Origin of the sequence: Williamsia sp. MIQD14, from assembly GCF_051025635.1 — a bacterium.
In the GTDB taxonomy this organism is placed as follows: domain Bacteria; phylum Actinomycetota; class Actinomycetes; order Mycobacteriales; family Mycobacteriaceae; genus Williamsia_A.
Genome location: NZ_JBPFDG010000001.1, coordinates 1,321,034 through 1,339,009, shown reverse-complemented (window position 1 = coordinate 1,339,009; position 17,976 = coordinate 1,321,034). Strand labels below are relative to the sequence as shown.

Genomic DNA, 17,976 nt, shown 5'->3' with positions numbered 1-17,976 from the left:
CGTGCGACCACGCCACCAGGCCACCCTCTCGCCACCCGGCGAGACCGGGTGGCCTGGTGGTGTGTGCCGTCACCGCGCTACTCCTGGTCCTCACCGCGTGTGGCGACGACTCGCGGGCCGCCCCCGTCGTGACCATGCCGTCCGGAACCACCTCGGCGGCAGCGATTCCCGCGATCGATCCGCTGCGGTGCGACCCGTCGACCGCGGCTCCCGGTGAAACCGTCACCAATGGTGAGGGTGGGCACGATTCGGCGGTGGCGGTGGTCGCCGACTACCACTGGGCCGTCATCACCGGCCGCGACAAGGCCCGAGCCACCGACGCCGTCGCGACGGGTGCGGCCATGGCGTCCCCGGAGCTGATCTCACAGGCACTCGACGGGTATCCGCCCGGCACCACCTATTGTCTGCGGATGCGACAGACGCGGCCGGACACCGTGTTGCTCACCCTCACCTATCAGCCCCCGGCCGGCGGGACCAACGAGTATCGGCTCCGCGCGACGGTCACGGGCCCTCCCGGTGACGTGCGGATCACGGGCGTGGTCGACCAGTGACCGACGGCCCCGACCACCGACCCGACGACCAGCCCCACCACCCCGATCCGTCAGCGAGACCTCCGGTCGATCCTGACACCGATCCGTTCGCCCGGCAGCCGGGACCGGGTCCGGCCGACGCTCCCCCTCCGCGCGTCACCCCGCCCGAGCCCCCGTGGTTCACCGCCGCGGACCCGGGACCACCACGGGGTTCACCGGAGGCCCCGCCCTGGGTGCCGATGTCCACCGACCCGTCGTCGAACTGGTCGGAGACCCTCGAACAGATCGCGGTACGCGGGCGGCGGCGGTCCCGCGGCGGCAATCGGCGTCGCGTCGCTCTCATCGCCGGCGCTGTGGTGGTCGTCGCCGGGATCGCCGCGGGCGCCATCGTCTTTGCCACCTCATCGGGTTCGAGCGGATCGGGTACCACCGTGTCCGGAGCGGGCTCGGGCGCGAATGCGACCGTGCCGGCCCAGGACGGTGCCGCTCCGGCCGACGGTCCGCAGATTCCGTTCTGCACCACCGGCACCGACGGCGCGGTGACCACCATCGACCAGCGGGCCGATCCGACCTCGCCGACCGGCGCGGTCGCGACCTTCCTCGCGGCGGCGATCACCGACAGGTCGCCGGTGGCCGCGCGCGCGGCGATCGCCGACACCGCCCCCGTCCCCACCGTCATCGAGTTGCAGCGCTGGATCTCCGCGCTGCCCCAGGGAACCGACGCCTGGTGCGCGCGAGTCACCCTCACCGATTCGGCCGCGCGCGTCCTCGTCGACGTCCGGGTCCGCACCCCGGTGGCCGTCGCCGACGTCGCACGCGGCGACGCCTTCTACGTCTCGTCGGACGGAGCCGATCGCTGGACGATCGACGCGATCGTCTCCGACGACGCTTCCTAGCGCCGCACCGACGACGCCCGAGCTCGATGCCGGCGCACCGCAGCACGATTCGCGCATCGCACAGAGCAGTACCGCTGGGTGCCGTTGCGGCTGACGTCGACGATGACCCTGTCGCACTCGCCGCCACCGGGCAGGCCGGCCGCGCAACGGCCGATGCGGTGCATCCCGCGCGTGGTGAGGTGCAGCGCCGTCCCGACCGAGATGACCGCGGTGAGCACATGGGCGAGCGACTGATCCCGATCGCGATAGTGCAGGTGCCACCCCTCGTCGTCGTGGTTGGTCAATCGCGGATACGCCGCGGCGACACTCATCGTCTCGTTGAGCAGACGCGCCCGCTCGTCCTCGGTGGGGGTATCGACCATCCGCAGCCACTCGTCGATCACCTCGCGGGTCCGCGCGTGGTCGTCGCTGCGGGTCTCGAAACGCCCTGTCATCCCGAACTCACGTGCGCGGGCCTCGATCCCGGCGCAGTCGTCCGGCCAGTCGTTGGCCAACGATTCCGCCAGGAGGACCGCGTATTCGCCGTAAGGGTTGAGATGCACAAGACCATGACATCACAGTGGACGCATGCATCCCACACCGACCGAGAACTCGACCCGCAGCCCGACCCACGAGCACGCGTGGCTCACCGAGTCCGCCCATCGAACGAGCGACGGAACGGTGCTCTACGTCCGCTGCGACGACTGCGGCACCCGACGCATCGACATCGCGACCCGGACCGACGTGCCCCCGACCGCGGTCAGCGCCCCCGTGCGCGACTGAGATCGTCCGACCACGACGCCACCTCGGGCACATTGCCCGAGGTGGCCCCCAGGACGGACGATCTCCGCGCCGGCGGGCCGGCCACGACCGGTTCTGCTCACGACGAACACCGGAGTTGAGCGGGAACAGATCAATCCCCGGGTCAGTTGAGCGAGTCAGACTCACCCCTGGAGGAAGAATGAGCGACACCCGCTTGCCAGTCCTGTTCCTGACCGATCCCATCCTGCTGCCCGGCATGGTGGTCCCCATCGAGCTCGATGACTCCGCGCGTGCAGCCGTCGACGCCGCGCAGGCGACCGATTCGCAGAAACTGCTGGTCGCGCCGCGTCTCGACGACCGTTACCCGTCATACGGCGTGATCGCGTCGATCGTGCAGGTCGGCCGCCTCGGCGGCGGACAACACGCCGCCGTGGTCAAGGGCGAGGTGCGCGCGCACATCGGTTCGGGCACCACCGGACCGGGTGCGGCCCTGTGGGTCGAGGTCGACGAGGCCGCCGAGCCCACCGTCACCGACGAGACCCGCGACCTCGCCGGCGAGTACAAGAAGCTCGTCCTGGCGATGCTGCAGCGCCGCGAGGCGTGGCAGGTCATCGACTCGGTGAACAAGCTGACCGACCCCTCGGCCCTGGCCGACACCGCCGGGTACGCGTCGTACCTCACCGACGTGCAGAAGCGGCAGCTCCTCGAGACGCCCGACGTCGTCGAGCGGTTGCGCACCCTGATCACGTGGACCACCGACCACCTCGCCGAGGTGGAGGTCAACGACAAGATCGCCGGCGACGTCCGCGACGGCATGGAGAAGACGCAGAAGGAATTCCTGCTGCGTCAGCAGCTCGCCGCCATCCGCAAGGAACTCGGCGAGGGTGAGCCCGACGGCTCCGACGACTACCGCGCGCGTATCGAGGCGGCGACGCTGCCCGACAACGTGCGTGAGGCGGCGCTGCGGGAGGTCGGCAAACTGGAGCGTTCCAGCGAGCAGTCGCCCGAGAGTGGTTACCTGCGAACCTGGTTGGACACCGTCCTCGACCTGCCGTGGGACACCACCACCACCGACTCCACCGACATCGCCTCGGCGCGCGAGATCCTCGACGCCGATCACCACGGCCTCGAGGACGTGAAAGATCGCATCGTCGAGTACCTCGCGGTGCGTGCGCGTCGGGCCGACCGTGGTCTCCAGGTCGTCGGCGGACGCGGTTCGGGTGCGGTCATGTTGCTCGCCGGCCCTCCCGGCGTCGGCAAGACCTCGCTCGGCGAATCCGTGGCTCGGGCCCTGGGCCGCACGTTCGTCCGCGTCGCCCTCGGCGGCGTGCGCGACGAGGCCGAGATCCGCGGTCACCGTCGCACCTACGTCGGCGCGCTGCCCGGCCGCATCGTTCGGGCCATCGGCGAGGCCGGTTCGATGAACCCCGTTGTCCTGCTCGACGAGATCGACAAGGTGGGCTCCGATCAGCGCGGCGACCCGGCCGCGGCCCTGCTCGAGGTGCTCGACCCGGCGCAGAACCACACGTTCCGCGACCACTACCTCGACCTGGATCTCGACCTCTCCGATGTCGTGTTCCTCGCGACGGCCAATGTGGTGGAACAGATCCCGTCGGCGCTGATCGACCGCATGGAACTCGTCACCCTCGACGGCTACACCGAGGACGACAAGGTCGCCATCGCGCGGGACTACCTGCTCCCCCGCCAGCGCGACCGCGCCGCCCTCACCGCCGACGAGGTCACGGTGACCGACGAGGCGCTGCGCAAGATCGCCGCCGACTACACCCGGGAACCGGGCGTGCGGCAGTTCGAGCGCTTCCTGGCCAAGGCGATGCGCAAGGCGACTACGAAACTGGCCGCGGACGACACCGCGCTGGTGATCGACGAGCCCGATCTCGTCGACTACCTCGGCCGGCCCCGGTTCACCCCGGAGTCGGAGGAGCGGACCGCGGTGCCCGGTGTGGCAACGGGTCTGGCGGTCACCGGCATGGGTGGCGACGTCCTGTTCATCGAGGCGTCGTCGACCGTGGGTGATGCGGGGCTGACGCTGACCGGCCAGCTCGGCGACGTGATGAAGGAGTCGGCGCAGATCGCGCTGTCCTACGTTCGCTCACACGCCACCGAACTCGGTGTCGACCCGGCGGCGTTGGATCGCAAGATCCACATCCACGTCCCTGCGGGCGCCACCCCCAAGGACGGACCGTCGGCAGGCGTGACGATGGTGACGGCGCTCGTGTCGATGGCGACCGGCCGTCGCGTGCGCGCCGAGGTCGGGATGACCGGCGAGGTGACGCTCAACGGTCGGGTGCTCCCGATCGGTGGGTTGAAGCAGAAGCTGCTCGCGGCCCAGCGGGCCGGTCTCACCACGGTGTTCGTCCCCATCCGGAACGAACCCGACCTCGACGACGTGCCCGCCGAGGTGCTCGAGGCGGTCGACGTGCGGCCCATGACCGACGTCGCCGACATCATCCTCGCGGCTCTCGAGGACGTCGACGTGGAGGTCACCGCCGCGGCCTGAGGCCGCAGACCGACCGGCGCCCCGCCACCACGGTGGGGCGCCGGTCGGCAGGGGCGGGTCAGTAGGGCGCCGCACGTCCGTTCACGGCCCACGCCTTCTCCGCCTCCGACCGTGCCGGGGGCGGGACGAGTCCGTTGATCATCCACAGCTCCTCGCTGGTCTCGTCGATGTGGAACTCCCAGTGGATCTCATCGCGATCGAGATACGGCGACAGCACGTCGCCGACCCAGCCTGCCGTGCGTCGACGGCTCGCCGAGTCCGGGAGATGTCGGGCGATGTGGGCGATCTCGATCCGCGCGGTGCGCGGCGCGGACGTGCCGCCCACGAAGATGTCAGCGGCGGAGACCTCCCGGAAGATCACCACGACGTAGAAGCGGGGTAGGCCCACCGACTCGTAGCGGTCGGTGATCTGTTCGGCGAGAACCCTTTTGTCCTCGTCGGTGAAGATTCCCGGTGAGTGGTGGATGGTCCACAGCGGCATGGGTGTGTCTCCTGTCGCGGGTCGGATCAGTGGGCGGCGGTGAAGACCAGGTCGTCGACCGGTCCGGACAGGATCGACTTGACGGCCACGGTGATGTCGTCGGTCAGCACCTCCCGCTCCCCCGCCTCCAGGGCGTCGAGGATCCGGCTCGCCACGATCGCCGGCGAGGTCTTCTCCATCGGGATGTCGGCGACCATCTCGGTGTCGATGAACCCGGCGTGCACCCCGAGCACCTGGGTGTTCTGTGCAGCCAATTCGGTGCGTAGCGAATTGGTGATCGACCAGATCGCCGCCTTCGAGGCCCCGTAGGCGCCGCTGCCCGCGAGCCAGGAGAGCACCGAGTGGACGTTCACGACGGCTCCGCCGCCGTGCTGCGCCAGGATCGGCGCGAACGCCCGCGTGATGCGCAGCGGTCCGAAGGCGTTGACCTCGAACGTGTCTGCGATGTCGGAGAACTCTCCGCTGAGCAACGGCGCGGGCAGCAGCACCCCGGCGTTGTTGATGACGATGTCGACATCGGTCGCCCTGTCCGCCAGGGCGTCGACGGAGTCCTGTGACCGCACGTCGAGGGCCATGGTCGTGACCGCGGGTCGGTCGTCGGCGAACTCGGTGCGCGCCGTCGAGTAGACGGCCCGAGCGCCGCGCGCGAGCACCTCGTCGACGAGAGCCGCGCCCAGGCCGCGCCTACCCCCGGTCACCAGCACCACCGCATCGGCCACTCTCGTCATACCCACTCCTGACTCTAGTTTGTTTGAGTCAGACTAGGCCGGGAAGCAGCGGCGGCGCAAGCGTCAGTCGCAGCAGTCGCAGGCGCGTTCCGGTGTCGCTGCCGAACCGGGCAGCACCGGTGCACAGCACGACTCACCCCTCCACGCGTTGCGCCCCTCGCGCATCGCGATGGCGGCGATCACCAGCGCTGCGATCGGATCGGCCCACGACCACCCCAGGGTCGCGTTGAGGACGAGGCCCACCAGCACCACGGCCGACAGGTAGGTGCACAGCAGTGTCTGTTTCGAATCGGCCACCGCCGATGCCGAACCCAGTTCGCGGCCGGCACGGCGCTGTGCGTACGAGAGCACCGGCATCACCACCAGACTCACTGCGGTCAAGGCGATCCCGACCGTCGAGTGCCGGGCATCGGCCGCACCGAGGAGTCCGCGCACGGCATCGACCGCGACGTAGGCGGCGAGTGCGAAGAACGAGACCGCGATGATGCGCAGCGCGACCTTCTCCCGCGCCTCGGGATCGGTCCCGGCGAACTGCCACGCCACCGCTGCGGCCGACGACACCTCGATCACCGAGTCGAGCCCGAAACCGATCAGCGACGTCGACGACACCCGCGTGCCCTCGACGAGGGCCACGACCGCCTCGATCACGTTGTAGGTGATGGTGATCCCGACGAACCAACGGATGCGTCGCGACAACAGCGCCCTTCGCTCGGTCGTCGCCGTCGTCTCGACCCGGATCGTCATCAGCAGCATCCCTGCGCGTCGGAGTCGGCGCAGCACGCCGGGTCGACCGCGAGCACGACCCCCACGAGGTCGTGGAGTGCGCGCCCGACACGGGCGTCGGCGAGGTCGTACCGCGTGCGGCGGCCCTCCGGCGTCGCGGCCACCAGTCCGCAACCGCGCAGACACGCGAGGTGGTTCGACAGGATCTGCCGCGACACCCCGATCTCCACGGCCAGATCCGACGGATACCCCGGCGCGTCGGCGAGGCGCATCAGGATCTGCGTGCGGGTCGCGTCGGACAGCGCGTACCCGAAACGGGCCAGGGCGTCGTGACGCAGCGCGGTGGTCATGGCCCGTGACGATACAGGGTTCGCTGTACCGATGGGGCCTTCCCTAGGATGAGCCCATGGTGATGGCGGATCGTCCCGAAGTACAGACCGCATCGGCCCCGGTGACCGCGTTGGCGATGGTCGGACTGGCCGAAAGCATGCTCAACGGCCTCGCCCGTGTCCCGTTCCGGCGATTCTGGGAGGGGCCGGGCGGGTTGCTCGACAACATCGGCCAATCCGTGACGCGGCAGACGATCCGGTCGTTCATGGGGTACTCCATGGCGCTGCCCATCGAGGAGTTCCGGTCGATGGAGAAGATCCTCGACGACATCTGTCGGGTGGTGATGCCGCCGTTCATCAGCCTCACCGACGGTGTCGAGCTCACCGACGACACGGTCGGTGGCATCGAGGGCATCTGGTGCCGCGCGAAGGCCAGCACCGACGAGTACGTCGACGACAGCGAGGACAAGGAGACGATCACCGCCACGGTGCTCTACCTCCACGGCGGCGGGTACATCGGCACGTCGCCGATCATGTACTCCGCCTTCGCCGCCTCGCTGGTGAACATCACCGGCTACGAGGTCTTCATCGCCGATTACCGCATGGCTCCCGAGTTCCCTTTCCCGGCCGGCGTGCACGACGCCGCCGACGCCTACCGCGGGCTGCTCGAGCGCGGGATCGACGCCGACCACATCGTCATCGCCGGCGACTCGGGCGGCGGTGGTCTCGCCACGTCGCTCGTGTCGTACCTACACGATCACGGTCTCGCGAAACCCGCTGCGGTCATGCTGTTCTCGCCCGAGGTGGACCTCGATCTCAACCACCCGTCGATCACGACGAACGCGCAGCTCGACATCCTGCCGTGGAACGTGCCGGTGAGTCCGTACCTGCAGGGTGTGCAGCCCAACGACGAACGCGTGTCGGCGATCTACGCGAAACCCGACCCGACGTGGTTCCCGCCGACGTTCGTCTGCTGGGGTGCCGACGAGATGTTCCGCGACGGTATCCGGAAGTTCTCCGAAGGGCTCTCGGCGGCAGGCGTCACGGTGTACGCGATGGAGGAGAAGGGCATGTTCCACGTGTTCCCGATTCTCATGCCGTGGGCCGAATCGTCTCGACGGGTGTTCCGCGCGTTGCGCGAGTTGTCGCACCGCCACGTCGAATCCGATCCCGCGGCCGTCGCAACACACTGACACCGCGGGTACCGGGACACTCAGCGATCATGGCCTACGACGAGGACCTCGCCGACCGCATCCGCGACGCGATGGAGACCGAGCCGCATCTCACCGAGAAGCGGATGTTCGGCGGTCTCGCGTTCCTCGTCGACGGCCACATGGCCGTCGTCATCCTGAGCAAACAGCAGGGCCTGATGGTGCGCGTGGACCCCGCCGACGCCGACGCGCTGATGGCGCGTGACCACGTCGGCCCGATGATCATGTCCGACAGGCCCGCCCGCGGGTGGCTGCGCATCGATCCGCCCGGCCTCGTCGACGACGACGTGCTCGGCGACTGGACCGATCGTGCCGCGGCCTTCGTGCTGACCTTGCCGCCGAAATGACCCCTCAGCCCTCGGTTTCAGGGGAGTCCGCGTCGATCCGGCGCGCGTCGTGGACGACGAAGAGGGCGACGACGACCATCGCGACGGCGCACACGGCCACTGCCGGGGTACCCCACCATCGGGACACGATCGCGCCCACCACCGCTCCCCCGGCGAACGCCGCCACCACCGCACTGTAGAGAGCGCACCGACGGCGACTCTCGGCGTCGCGCTGCGTGGCCAGCGCGTGCACCGACTCGACGAAACGCATCAGGTTGCCCGTGGTCGCGATGGTGATGATGGGCATCCCGCCGATGGTGCGGAACAGTTCCATCTGCATCGCCGCGACGAACGCGATCGGCACCGTCACAGCAACATTCGGCCACCCCTCGGGGATCGCGGCCACCACACCCAACACCAGAGCCTGGGCTGCCGTCACCGCCACCAGCAACACCGCGCTTGTCGCGTCCCGCCACCACGTGCGCAGGACCGTCGCGACCAGGACACCGACGACGAACGCGAGGATCGACCACAGATGCGCCACGGCACGATGCCACTCCCCCGCCGCGCCGGACGTCGCGAGAAGGATGACGTTGCCCGTCTGGGTGTTCGCGAACACGCCACCACGGGTGAGGTAGGTGTAGGCGTCGAGGAACCCGCCGACCCCGATGAGGATCAGCACGAACCGCGGCGTCGATGCCGTCGACACACCTCTTGTCACAGACAACGAGTCTGCCGTGTCGAGCGAGGGCGCGTCGGAGACCCTGCGACGCTGTCCGATTTGTGTGATTCTGGACGTTCCCCGACTTCTCGAAGGCTGGTATGAGCGACATCCTCTCGGCGATCTACGACGTCATCTGGTCCAACGCATTGGTCTACCTGTGCCTCGGTGCAGGTCTGTACTTCTCCATCCGGACCCGCTTCGTGCAGGTGAGGCAGGTACCGGAGATGCTCCGACTGCTGGTACGCGGAGAGAAGTCGCCCGACGGGGTGTCCTCGTTCCAGGCCCTGGCGATGTCGCTCGCCGGCCGGGTGGGCACCGGCAACATCGCAGGCGTCGCGACGGCGATCGCGTTCGGTGGGCCCGGCGCGCTGTTCTGGATGTGGGTGGTCGCGTTCCTCGGTGCCTCGACGTCGTTCGTCGAGTGCACGCTCGCCCAGATCTACAAGACCCGGGACACACTCACCAACGAGTACCGGGGCGGGCCGGCCTACTACTTCAGCCGCGCTCTCGCGCACACCCGGTTCGCCGGCGTCGGGAAGATCTACGGCGTCGTCTTCGCCGCGGTCACCGTCATCGCCTGCGGACTGCTGCTGCCGGGTGTCCAGTCGAACTCGATGGCCGTCGCGATGAACGAGGCGTGGGACCTGTCGACGTGGGTCGTCGGCGTGGGTGCGGTGATCGTGCTGGCGTTCGTCATCATCGGCGGCGTCAAGCGGATCGCCTCCTTCGCCTCGGTGGTGGTGCCGTTCATGGCCATCGCGTACATCCTGCTCGCCCTGATCGTGCTCGGCGCCAACGCTTCCGCGGTCCCGGGAGTCATCGGTCTCGTCTTCTCGAGCGCGTTCGGGTTCGACTCCGCCTTCGGCGGCATCATCGGCGCCGCCATCATGTGGGGCGTCAAGCGCGGCATCTATTCGAACGAGGCCGGCCAGGGAACCGGACCGCACGCCGCGGCGGCGGCCGAGGTCTCGCACCCGGCGAAGCAGGGACTCGTCCAGGCGTTCGCGGTCTACGTCGACACGCTGTTCGTCTGCAGCGCAACCGGATTCCTCATCCTGGTCAGCGGGGCGTATCGCGTCTTCGAGGGCGAGACCGCCGACGGCCGTGTACTGGGGGAGGGCGGCGCACTCGTCGACGGCGCCGTCGTCGGCCCGGCCTACGTCCAGAACGGGTTCGACACGGTGTTCTCCGGGACGGGGTCGACCTTCGTCGCGGTGTCGCTGCTGTTCTTCTGCCTGACGACAATCATCGCCTACTACTACATGGCCGAGACCAACCTGCGGTTCATGATGGGCAGCGTCGCGACACGCTCGATCCCGGTGGTCAAGGGCACGGTCGGGGCCGCGCTGACGATGGTCCTGCAGGCGGCGATCCTCGTGGCGGTCGTGTGGGGCACGGTCTCGACAGCCGCGGACGCCTGGACGCTCGGCGACATCGGCGTCGGCGTGATGGCGTGGCTGAACATCGTCGGCATCATCATCCTGCAGCAGCCGGCGCTGAAGGCTTTGCGCGACTACGAGTCCCAGAAGAAGCGAGGCATCGACCCCCAGTTCGACCCGGCGAACATCGGCCTGGTGGGTGCGCACTTCTGGGAGCAGCGACGGGTCGCCGCCGATGCGACGAAGGACTCCGCCACAGCGTGACCCGACGTCGTCAGGGGACGATGTTGATCATCTTGCCCGGCACGTAGATCACCTTGCGGGGCTCACCGTCGAGCAGGGGCACGATCTTGTCGTCGGCCAGTGCGAGCGCGGTCACCGAGGCCTCGTCGGCATCCACCGCGATCGTGACGCGGCTGCGCACCTTGCCCTTCACCTGGATCGGGATCTCGACGGTGTTCTCGACCAGCAGGCTCTCGTCGGCGACCGGGAAGGGGCCGCGCGCCAACGGATCCCGGTGCCCGAGCTTCGACCACAACTCCTCGGCGATGTGCGGGGCCACCGGGGCCAGCATCAACAGCAGAGGCTCCACCACGGCGCGCGGAGCGCCGTCGACGTGGACCTTTGTGAGGTGGTTCGTGAACTCGATGAGCTTCGCCACCGCAGTGTTGTCGCGCAGTGCCGCATAGTCGTCGCGCGTGCCGGCGATGGTGCGGTGCAGCAGTTTCAGCGTCTCCTCGCTCGGATCGGTATCCGTCACGCGGACGGCCCCGGTCTCCTCGTCGATCACCAGGCGCCACACCCGTTGCAGGAACCGCTGAGCGCCGACCACGTCCTTCGTCGCCCAGGGACGGGACTGGTCGAGCGGGCCCATCGAGAGTTCGTAGACGCGCAGGGTGTCGGCGCCGTAGTCGCGACAGATGTCATCGGGCGCAACCGAGTTCTTCAGGGACTTGCCCATCTTCCCGTACTCGCGGTTGACCGGGATGTCACCGAGGAAGAAGCCACCGTCGCGTTCGACGACCTCGTCGGCGGGCACGTAGATGCCGCGGGCGTCGGTGTACGCGAAGGCCTGGATCATGCCCTGGTTGTAGAGCTTGCGGTAGGGCTCCTTCGAGCTGACGTGACCGAGGTCGAAGAGCACCTTGTGCCAGAAGCGGGAGTACAGCAGGTGCAGGACAGCGTGTTCCACGCCGCCGATGTAGAGGTCGAGGCCTCCGGGATCGTTCGGCCCGTGCAGATCGGGGCGCGGGCCCATCCAGTACTGCTCGTTCTCGGGCGCGCAGAACGTGTCAGGATTCGTGGGGTCGATGTAACGCAGTTGGTACCAGGAACTCCCGGCCCACTGCGGCATCACGTTGGTGTCGCGGGTGTAGTGCTGCAGTCCGTCGCCGAGATCGAGGTCGACGTTCACCCAGTCGGTCGCCTTCGCCAGCGGGGGAGAGGGCACGCTGTCGGCGTCGTCGGGATCGAACGAGACCGGCGCGAAGTCGTCGACCTCGGGCAGTTCGACGGGCAGATCGGTCTCTGGGATCGCGTGCGCGCGGCCGTCCGACCCGTAGACGATGGGAAACGGCTCGCCCCAATACCGTTGGCGCGCGAAGAGCCAGTCGCGCAGCTTGTACTGGACGGTTCCGGTGCCGGCTCCGCGGGCTTCGAGCCAGTCGATGATGGCCGTCTTGGCCTCGTCGACACGCTTGCCGTCGAGGAAATCCGAGTTCACGATGGGGCCGTCACCGCTGTAGGCAGCCTCGGCAACACCCTGCTCGGAACCGATGACCTCGACGATGGGCAGGCCGAACGCGGTCGCGAACTCGTGGTCGCGGCCGTCGTGGGCGGGAACCGCCATGATCGCGCCGGTGCCGTACCCGATGAGGACGTAGTCGGCGATGAACACCGGGATCGGCGTGCCGTTCACCGGATTGGTGGCGAAGGCACCGGTGAAGACGCCCGTCTTCTCCTTGCTCTCCTGGCGTTCCAGGTCGGATTTGGCGGCGATCACCGCCCGGTACTGCGCCACCGCGGTCGCCGGATCGGCTGCGCCACCGGTCCATCGGGGGTCGGTGTCGGTGGGCCACGCGGCGGCGAGAATCGTGTCGACCAGGGGATGCTCGGGCGCCAGCACCATGTAGGTCGCGCCGAACAGGGTGTCGGGGCGGGTGGTGAACACCTCGATGGGAGTGTCGGCGCCGTCGACGCCGAAGGCGACCTGCGCGCCACGCGACCGCCCGATCCAGTTCTGCTGCATCGCCTTGACCTTGTCGGGCCAGTCGAGCAGTTCGAGGTCGTCGATCAACCGGTCGGAGTAGGCGGTGATGCGCATCATCCACTGCCGCAGGCGCTTGCGGAACACCGGGAAGTTGCCGCGGTCGCTGCGACCGTCGGCGGTGACCTCCTCGTTCGCCAGCACCGTACCCAGGCCGGGACACCAGTTGACGACCGAATCGGACTGGTAGACCAGGCGATAGGAGTCGAGGATCTCGGCGCGGCCCGCGGCGTCGAGGTCGGCCCACACCTCGCCGTTCCTCGGAGTGCGCTCGCCGCTGTCGAACTCGGCGACGAGTTCGGGGATACGGCGGGCACGGTCGGCATCGGTGTCGTACCAGGCGTCGTGGATCTGGAGGAAGATCCACTGGGTCCACCGGTAGAAGTCGACATCGGTGGTGGCGACACGGCGGCGTTCGTCGTGGCCGAGACCCAACCGACGGATCTGGGCGAGGTAGCGCTCGACGTTGGCCTCGGTGGTCGAGCGCGGGTGGGTGCCGGTCTGCACGGCGTACTGCTCGGCGGGCAGTCCGAAGGAGTCGAAGCCCATGGTGTGCAGGACGTTGGCGCCGTCCATGCGGTGGAAGCGCGCGTAGACGTCGCTCGCGATGAACCCGAGGGGGTGACCGACGTGCAGGCCCGCGCCCGAGGGATAGGGGAACATGTCCTGGACGAAGAGCTTGTTCGACCGGTCCGGGGCACCGAAGGACGACAGATCGCCGGCCAGCGGACCCACCGGATTGGGGGCCTCGTAGGTGCGGCGCTCGTTCCAGATCCCCTGCCAGCGCTCCTCGATCTCGCCGGCCAACTGGGCGGTGTAGCGGTACTCAGTCACCTGACCAGCGTAAAGCGTCACCTCGATGCGGTCGGGGGCGGTAGGTGCTCGTAGAATCTGTGGTGTGAACGCTGCCGCCCTGACCATCGCCGTGGTCGATGCCGTCCTGGCAGTCGTCTTCGTCACGTCCGGGGTGCTCGGCGTGACCCGGCGGCTGCCGCGCAACCGCTTCGTGGGTATCCGCACGCCGGTGACCCTGCGCAGCGACGAGACGTTCTCCGCGGCGCACGCCGTCGCCGGCCCCGGACTGATCGGCGGGGGTGTCATCCTCGCCCTCGGTGCCGTGCTCGGCCTGGGTGCGGGCAACGTCACCGGCCTGGTGTTCGCGCTGGTCGCGCTGGTGGCGGCGCTGGTCATCCTCGGTGCGGCGAGTTCCTACGGACTCCGTGCCGCGGCGCGTGTGCCCGACTGGGACGAGGACTCGTCGGGGTGTGGGACCTCCGGCGGCTGCGGCAGCTGCGTGCTGCAGGGCTCGTGCGCACCTGCCGACGCCTCCGCGCACACGTCCTGACGCGCGCCCGGTAACCCCCCGTGCTCGCACGTCTGCACATCGACGGCTTCATCCTGGCGATCCTCGCCGCCGTGGCGATCGCGTCGATCCTCCCCGCGGGTGGTGGCTTCGCCGACGTGATGTCGTGGGTCGTCGTGGCCGCGATCGCGCTGCTGTTCTTCCTCTACGGCGCACGGATGCACCCCCGCGAGGCACTCGCCGGTCTCACCCACTGGCGCCTACACCTGACGATCCTGGCGTTCACCTTCGTGTTGTTCCCGCTGATCGGCCTCGCGCTGCGACCCGTCGCGCCCCACGTGCTGGGTGACGACCTCTACACGGGTGTCCTGTTCCTCTGCCTCGTGCCCTCGACGGTGCAGTCGTCGATCGCGTTCACGTCCATCGCGCGGGGCAATGTCGCCGGCGCGATCGTGAGCGCATCGGCGTCGAACCTTCTCGGTGTCGTCCTGACACCTCTGCTCGTGGTGGCACTGATCTCGACCACGGGCGGGGTCAGCATCTCGCCCGGCTCGTTCCTGACGATCGTGCTCGAGATCCTCGTGCCGTTCATCGTCGGCCAACTCGCGCGACCGCTCATCGCCTCGTGGCTCACCGCGCACGCCAAGCCGACGAAGCTCGTCGACCGCGGGTCGATCGTGCTGGTGGTCTATGTCGCCTTCAGCGAGGGCATGCAGCAGCACATCTGGTCGACGGTGCAGTGGTGGCAGGTGCTGGTGCTGATCACGGGATCGATCGCGTTGGTGGGCCTCCTGCTCTGGCTCACCTCCCGGGTGGCACGCCTGTTGCGCTTCGACCGCGCCGACGAGATCGCGATCCAGTTCTGCGGCACCAAGAAGAGTCTCGCCACCGGTCTCCCGATGGCCGCCGTCCTGTTCTCGGATTCGCAGGTCGGGTTGATCGTGTTGCCGCTGCTGGTGTTCCACCAGGTTCAACTCATGATGTGTGCTTGGTGGGCGGGGCGGCTCAGTCGTGAGCCCGAGCACGAGGGCGAACCCGCCCCGACCACCACTTGAGGTCACCGTGGGCGGGGCGGACCGCGACGACGACCGACACGGCGCCCCATGTCAGCGCGACGGCCGCGAGCCCGACCACGACGTCGGGCGCCCAGAACCAGAGCTGCCGCACCGTCGCTCCCAGGAGAGTGGGCGCCGACAGCGACGCACCGACGACGAGGAGCGCGCCGAGCGCCGCCGCGACACGGGTGCGGCGACCGGGCGGGTGGCGCAGCCCCGCGGCCACCGCCAGTGCGCCGAGGATCGACACCACCCCCAGGGCCCACGGCACCGCGGCCAGGACCCCGTCGCCGGGCGTGATGGCGGGCGCGCCGCCGTCGAGGATCTCCAGGACGTCTCCGGCCGCGGCGGCGAGCGTGGGCGCACGCGATTCGCTGTAGGCGTTCGCGAGCATCACGACCCCTCGACCGTCGGAGCGGACCATGACGTGCGCGAAGTAGCCCGGCGTCGCGCCGGTGTGGTGCACCACCACCCCGTGCTCGGACGGGGTTGTCCGCCAGCCGAATGCGTAGCTGTCGTCGCCGGACCGGACACGCGGTCGATGCAGCTCGCCGAGTGTCGACGGGTCGAGGGCACCGGGATCACGACCCATCTGCGCTCGCGCGTAGACCACCATGTCGCCGAGAGTCGAGGCGACATAGCCGAACGGGCCACCCGACTCGTCGAACCCGGGGTCATATCGCACCGGTGTGCCCCACCAGATGCGATGTCCCGCAGACACTCGCGCGGTGTCGGCCGAGGCGGTCGTCGACGACATCCCGAGGGGCACGAGGACGGTGTCGTGCAGGGTGGCGGCGTACGGCCGGCCGGTGACGTGCTCGATCAGGGCACCAAGCATGAGGTAGTTCGCGTCGCTGTACGCGTAGCGACCGCTGCGACCCGAATGTCGGAGCTCTCGTGCGGCGCGGGTGACCGCACCCGGCGCGTTGTCGAACCGCTCGGACACGGCGAGTCCGTCGCCCGACGTGAACCCTGCGGTGTGGGTCAACAGTTGCGTCACGGTCGCATCGGGCACAGGGGACCACGGCAGAGCCGCACCGATGCGGTCGTCGAGTCGCAGGCGGCCGTCGCGGACGAGTGCCAGGACGGCGGTCGCGGTCATGGATTTCGCCACCGACCCGATGAGAAACGGCGTGTCCGTGGCGATGTCGTGTCCGTCGCCGTCTCGGCCGGTGAGGTGCGTCGTCGTGGTGTCCCGGTCGAGGACGGCGACGGCCAGTCCGGGGGTGTCCACGTCGGAGACGAGGTGATCGAGGTAGCGGTCGATGGTCGACCCCATCGACTCGGCGGTGGTCGCTCCGGCGACCGGTGGCGCCGTGCCGACGGCGACGAGCACCCCGAGGGAGACGACGATTCTCGGGATCGACGAACGGAGCAGGCGGCTGCGGGACACAAACCAATATGATCATATTGGTTTGACCAATACAACCATATTGCTTGGGCGCCCGGCCTCGCTAGGCTCGACGCATGGCGACGATGGAACATCGCGACGCGCGACGCGCGCAGATCATCACCGGTGTGCGGTCGGTCCTGCGCGACCAGGGGATCGGGAACGTGACCGTCGCTCGTGCCGCCGACGCCGCAGGAGTGTCGGTGGGCATGGTGCAGCACTATTACCGGTCCAAGGAGGACCTCCTCGTCGACGCGTTCATGGCCGTACGCGCCGGGGTCCTCGACCGGGTCGATCATCAGATCGTGCTCTCCGAGCGGCGAGGATCCCGTATCGAGGACATGCTCACCGAGGGCCTCGCGCAACTGCTCCCGCTGTCGCCGAACCGGCGCGACGAGGTGTACCTCGCACACGCGTTCGCGGGCATGGCGCTCGAGAACGACACGATCCGCGAGCACCTCGAATCCGCCCGCGAGGCACTCCGCGAACGCGTACGGACGGCGCTGGAGAACGGTCGCCTGTGCGGCGAGGTCGACACCGACATCGACGACAGCGCAGCAGCATTCGGTATCGTGGCCCTGGTCGAGGGGGTGGCGGCCCACCTTCTCGGCGACCCCTCGCCGAGGGCGAGATCGTTCGCGCTCGCGGCGCTGTCCGCCGAGGCCGCACGACTGTGCCCCGGGGAATGCCATCACGGGACCGAGGAGTGGTGACCTCGCCACAGTTGCTCTCAGCTCGCCGACCGACCGGCCAACAGTCGGGCGTGCGCGACGACGGCGTCGAGCGCGGCCTCCAACGGCGCTGTGCTGCGCTGGATCTGGGCCATCAGGAGTCCACCCTGCAGTGACGCCAGCGTGGACTTCGCGAGTGTCGCGGTGTCGACGTGTGCGGGCAGGACATCGCGGGCCTGCATCGCGGCGTACCCCTGCGTGATCGCACGCTCCCATCGCGAGAGAGCCCGTGCGACAGCGGCTCTCGCGTCCGGATCGGTCTCGGCGAGCTGGACACCGAGCGACCCGAGTGGACACCCGCCCGAACACCCGCCGAGGCGTTGGTACTCGACGATCCCGCGGCACCAGTCGCGCAGTCCGTCGAGGGAGTCGATGTCGGCGAAGATGGCCTCGTGGGCACCGACGATCGACTCGTCCTGGTGGTCGACCACGGCCCGCACCAGCGCGTCCTTGTCGGCGAAGTAGTGGTAGATCTGCGAGCTGCTGACCCCGGCACGTGCCCGGACGTCCTCCATCGTGGTTCCGGCGACGCCGGTGTCGAGCATCAGCTCGGCGGCCGCGGTGACGATCCGCTCGCGGGTCTGGCGTCCCCTCGAAGTCAACGGTCGGCCGGTGTTCGTGCGCTGGGTGTCGACACTCATCCGA

Annotated in this window: 19 protein-coding genes; 10 read left to right on the top strand and 9 right to left on the bottom strand. The window is 69.0% G+C overall.

Annotation, left to right across the window (positions count from 1 at the left end):
* The first annotated feature begins 56 nt into the window (after positions 1-56).
* Positions 57-551, top strand: coding sequence for a hypothetical protein (locus ACQ7HM_RS05855; protein WP_434215269.1), 495 nt, complete (start codon positions 57-59; stop codon positions 549-551).
* Positions 548-1,426 carry a hypothetical protein gene (locus tag ACQ7HM_RS05850; protein ID WP_434215268.1) on the top strand — a complete coding sequence of 293 codons (879 nt, stop codon included), beginning with the start codon at positions 548-550 and terminating at the stop codon, positions 1,424-1,426. Before ACQ7HM_RS05855 ends, ACQ7HM_RS05850 begins: the two co-directional genes overlap by 4 nt.
* Here ACQ7HM_RS05850 and ACQ7HM_RS05845 read toward each other — a convergent pair.
* Entirely contained in the window at positions 1,423-1,968 is a 546-nt protein-coding gene (locus ACQ7HM_RS05845) for a CGNR zinc finger domain-containing protein (RefSeq protein ID WP_434215267.1), read from the bottom strand. The two genes, ACQ7HM_RS05850 and ACQ7HM_RS05845, sit on opposite strands and share 4 nt — an antisense overlap.
* A 25-nt stretch (positions 1,969-1,993) precedes the next feature.
* On the opposite strand from ACQ7HM_RS05845, the gene ACQ7HM_RS05840 reads away from it, so the two are divergent.
* Together ACQ7HM_RS05840 and lon are read left to right on the top strand one after the other, a co-directional pair.
* The gene (locus ACQ7HM_RS05840) at positions 1,994-2,188 is read left to right on the top strand and encodes a hypothetical protein (protein WP_434215266.1); all 195 of its coding nucleotides are present in this window, start codon (positions 1,994-1,996) and stop codon (positions 2,186-2,188) included.
* 178 nt (positions 2,189-2,366) lie between these two features.
* The gene (gene lon, locus ACQ7HM_RS05835) at positions 2,367-4,685 is read left to right on the top strand and encodes an endopeptidase La (protein WP_434215265.1); all 2,319 of its coding nucleotides are present in this window, start codon (positions 2,367-2,369) and stop codon (positions 4,683-4,685) included.
* Positions 4,686-4,743: 58 nt separating this feature from the next.
* On the opposite strand, the gene ACQ7HM_RS05830 is transcribed toward lon, so the two are convergent.
* The 4 genes from ACQ7HM_RS05830 to ACQ7HM_RS05815 all read right to left on the bottom strand — a co-directional run bounded on the left by ACQ7HM_RS05830 (position 4,744) and on the right by ACQ7HM_RS05815 (position 6,967).
* Positions 4,744-5,166: a tautomerase family protein gene (locus ACQ7HM_RS05830; protein ID WP_434215264.1), complete on the bottom strand. Its 423-nt coding sequence runs from the start codon at positions 5,164-5,166 to the stop codon at positions 4,744-4,746.
* Positions 5,167-5,192: 26 nt separating this feature from the next.
* A complete protein-coding gene (locus ACQ7HM_RS05825) occupies positions 5,193-5,894 on the bottom strand; it encodes an SDR family oxidoreductase (RefSeq protein WP_434215263.1) in 702 nt (233 codons plus the stop codon).
* Positions 5,895-5,957: 63 nt separating this feature from the next.
* Positions 5,958-6,647 (bottom strand): cation transporter, encoded by a 690-nt coding sequence (locus tag ACQ7HM_RS05820; protein ID WP_434215642.1) that lies wholly within the window; start codon positions 6,645-6,647, stop codon positions 5,958-5,960.
* Positions 6,638-6,967 (bottom strand): ArsR/SmtB family transcription factor, encoded by a 330-nt coding sequence (locus ACQ7HM_RS05815; RefSeq protein ID WP_434215262.1) that lies wholly within the window; start codon positions 6,965-6,967, stop codon positions 6,638-6,640. Before ACQ7HM_RS05815 ends, ACQ7HM_RS05820 begins: the two co-directional genes overlap by 10 nt.
* A 56-nt stretch (positions 6,968-7,023) precedes the next feature.
* Between ACQ7HM_RS05815 and ACQ7HM_RS05810 the strand changes: the two genes are divergently transcribed.
* Both ACQ7HM_RS05810 and ACQ7HM_RS05805 read left to right on the top strand, forming a co-directional pair.
* Positions 7,024-8,139: an alpha/beta hydrolase gene (locus ACQ7HM_RS05810; protein ID WP_434215261.1), complete on the top strand. Its 1,116-nt coding sequence runs from the start codon at positions 7,024-7,026 to the stop codon at positions 8,137-8,139.
* 29 nt (positions 8,140-8,168) lie between these two features.
* The gene (locus ACQ7HM_RS05805; protein WP_434215260.1) at positions 8,169-8,504 is read left to right on the top strand and encodes a TfoX/Sxy family protein; all 336 of its coding nucleotides are present in this window, start codon (positions 8,169-8,171) and stop codon (positions 8,502-8,504) included.
* Positions 8,505-8,508: 4 nt separating this feature from the next.
* On the opposite strand, the gene ACQ7HM_RS05800 is transcribed toward ACQ7HM_RS05805, so the two are convergent.
* Complete coding sequence (locus ACQ7HM_RS05800; protein ID WP_434215259.1) at positions 8,509-9,204, bottom strand: YoaK family protein; 696 nt, start codon at positions 9,202-9,204, stop codon at positions 8,509-8,511.
* Between the two features lie 101 nt (positions 9,205-9,305).
* On the opposite strand from ACQ7HM_RS05800, the gene ACQ7HM_RS05795 reads away from it, so the two are divergent.
* On the top strand, positions 9,306-10,850 hold the full coding sequence (locus tag ACQ7HM_RS05795) for an alanine/glycine:cation symporter family protein (RefSeq protein WP_434215258.1): 1,545 nt from the start codon (positions 9,306-9,308) through the stop codon (positions 10,848-10,850).
* A gap of 10 nt (positions 10,851-10,860) precedes the next feature.
* Here the strand turns inward: ACQ7HM_RS05795 and leuS are convergent, their stop codons facing one another.
* Positions 10,861-13,686 (bottom strand): leucine--tRNA ligase, encoded by a 2,826-nt coding sequence (leuS, locus tag ACQ7HM_RS05790; RefSeq protein ID WP_434215257.1) that lies wholly within the window; start codon positions 13,684-13,686, stop codon positions 10,861-10,863.
* A 64-nt stretch (positions 13,687-13,750) separates the two neighbouring features.
* Between leuS and ACQ7HM_RS05785 the strand changes: the two genes are divergently transcribed.
* Together ACQ7HM_RS05785 and ACQ7HM_RS05780 are read left to right on the top strand one after the other, a co-directional pair.
* On the top strand, positions 13,751-14,197 hold the full coding sequence (locus tag ACQ7HM_RS05785; protein WP_434215256.1) for an SdpI family protein: 447 nt from the start codon (positions 13,751-13,753) through the stop codon (positions 14,195-14,197).
* A 20-nt stretch (positions 14,198-14,217) separates the two neighbouring features.
* Entirely contained in the window at positions 14,218-15,210 is a 993-nt protein-coding gene (locus ACQ7HM_RS05780; RefSeq protein ID WP_434215255.1) for a bile acid:sodium symporter family protein, read from the top strand.
* Here the strand turns inward: ACQ7HM_RS05780 and ACQ7HM_RS05775 are convergent.
* Positions 15,161-16,603 (bottom strand): serine hydrolase domain-containing protein, encoded by a 1,443-nt coding sequence (locus tag ACQ7HM_RS05775; protein ID WP_434215254.1) that lies wholly within the window; start codon positions 16,601-16,603, stop codon positions 15,161-15,163. The genes ACQ7HM_RS05780 and ACQ7HM_RS05775 overlap by 50 nt on opposite strands.
* Positions 16,604-16,677: 74 nt before the next feature.
* Between ACQ7HM_RS05775 and ACQ7HM_RS05770 the strand changes: the two genes are divergently transcribed.
* Positions 16,678-17,313 carry a TetR/AcrR family transcriptional regulator gene (locus ACQ7HM_RS05770; RefSeq protein WP_434215253.1) on the top strand — a complete coding sequence of 212 codons (636 nt, stop codon included), beginning with the start codon at positions 16,678-16,680 and terminating at the stop codon, positions 17,311-17,313.
* Positions 17,314-17,330: 17 nt separating this feature from the next.
* On the opposite strand, the gene ACQ7HM_RS05765 is transcribed toward ACQ7HM_RS05770, so the two are convergent.
* Positions 17,331-17,972, bottom strand: a complete 642-nt coding sequence (locus ACQ7HM_RS05765) for a TetR/AcrR family transcriptional regulator (protein WP_434215252.1) — start codon at positions 17,970-17,972, stop codon at positions 17,331-17,333.
* Positions 17,973-17,976 lie beyond the last annotated feature (4 nt).

Bases quoted from the DNA above. Each gene is read 5' to 3' on its own strand.
- ACQ7HM_RS05830 (WP_434215264.1), bottom strand. From the start codon at position 5,166: ATGCCGCTGTGGACCATCCACCACTCACCGGGAATCTTCACCGACGAG.
- ACQ7HM_RS05795 (WP_434215258.1), top strand. From the start codon at position 9,306: ATGAGCGACATCCTCTCGGCGATCTACGACGTCATCTGGTCCAACGCA.
- ACQ7HM_RS05840 (WP_434215266.1), top strand. From the start codon at position 1,994: ATGCATCCCACACCGACCGAGAACTCGACCCGCAGCCCGACCCACGAG.
- ACQ7HM_RS05820 (WP_434215642.1), bottom strand. From the start codon at position 6,647: ATGCTGCTGATGACGATCCGGGTCGAGACGACGGCGACGACCGAGCGA.
- ACQ7HM_RS05810 (WP_434215261.1), top strand. From the start codon at position 7,024: ATGGTGATGGCGGATCGTCCCGAAGTACAGACCGCATCGGCCCCGGTG.
- ACQ7HM_RS05815 (WP_434215262.1), bottom strand. From the start codon at position 6,967: ATGACCACCGCGCTGCGTCACGACGCCCTGGCCCGTTTCGGGTACGCG.
- lon (WP_434215265.1), top strand. From the start codon at position 2,367: ATGAGCGACACCCGCTTGCCAGTCCTGTTCCTGACCGATCCCATCCTG.
- ACQ7HM_RS05770 (WP_434215253.1), top strand. From the start codon at position 16,678: ATGGCGACGATGGAACATCGCGACGCGCGACGCGCGCAGATCATCACC.
- ACQ7HM_RS05765 (WP_434215252.1), bottom strand. From the start codon at position 17,972: ATGAGTGTCGACACCCAGCGCACGAACACCGGCCGACCGTTGACTTCG.
- ACQ7HM_RS05825 (WP_434215263.1), bottom strand. From the start codon at position 5,894: ATGACGAGAGTGGCCGATGCGGTGGTGCTGGTGACCGGGGGTAGGCGC.
- ACQ7HM_RS05805 (WP_434215260.1), top strand. From the start codon at position 8,169: ATGGCCTACGACGAGGACCTCGCCGACCGCATCCGCGACGCGATGGAG.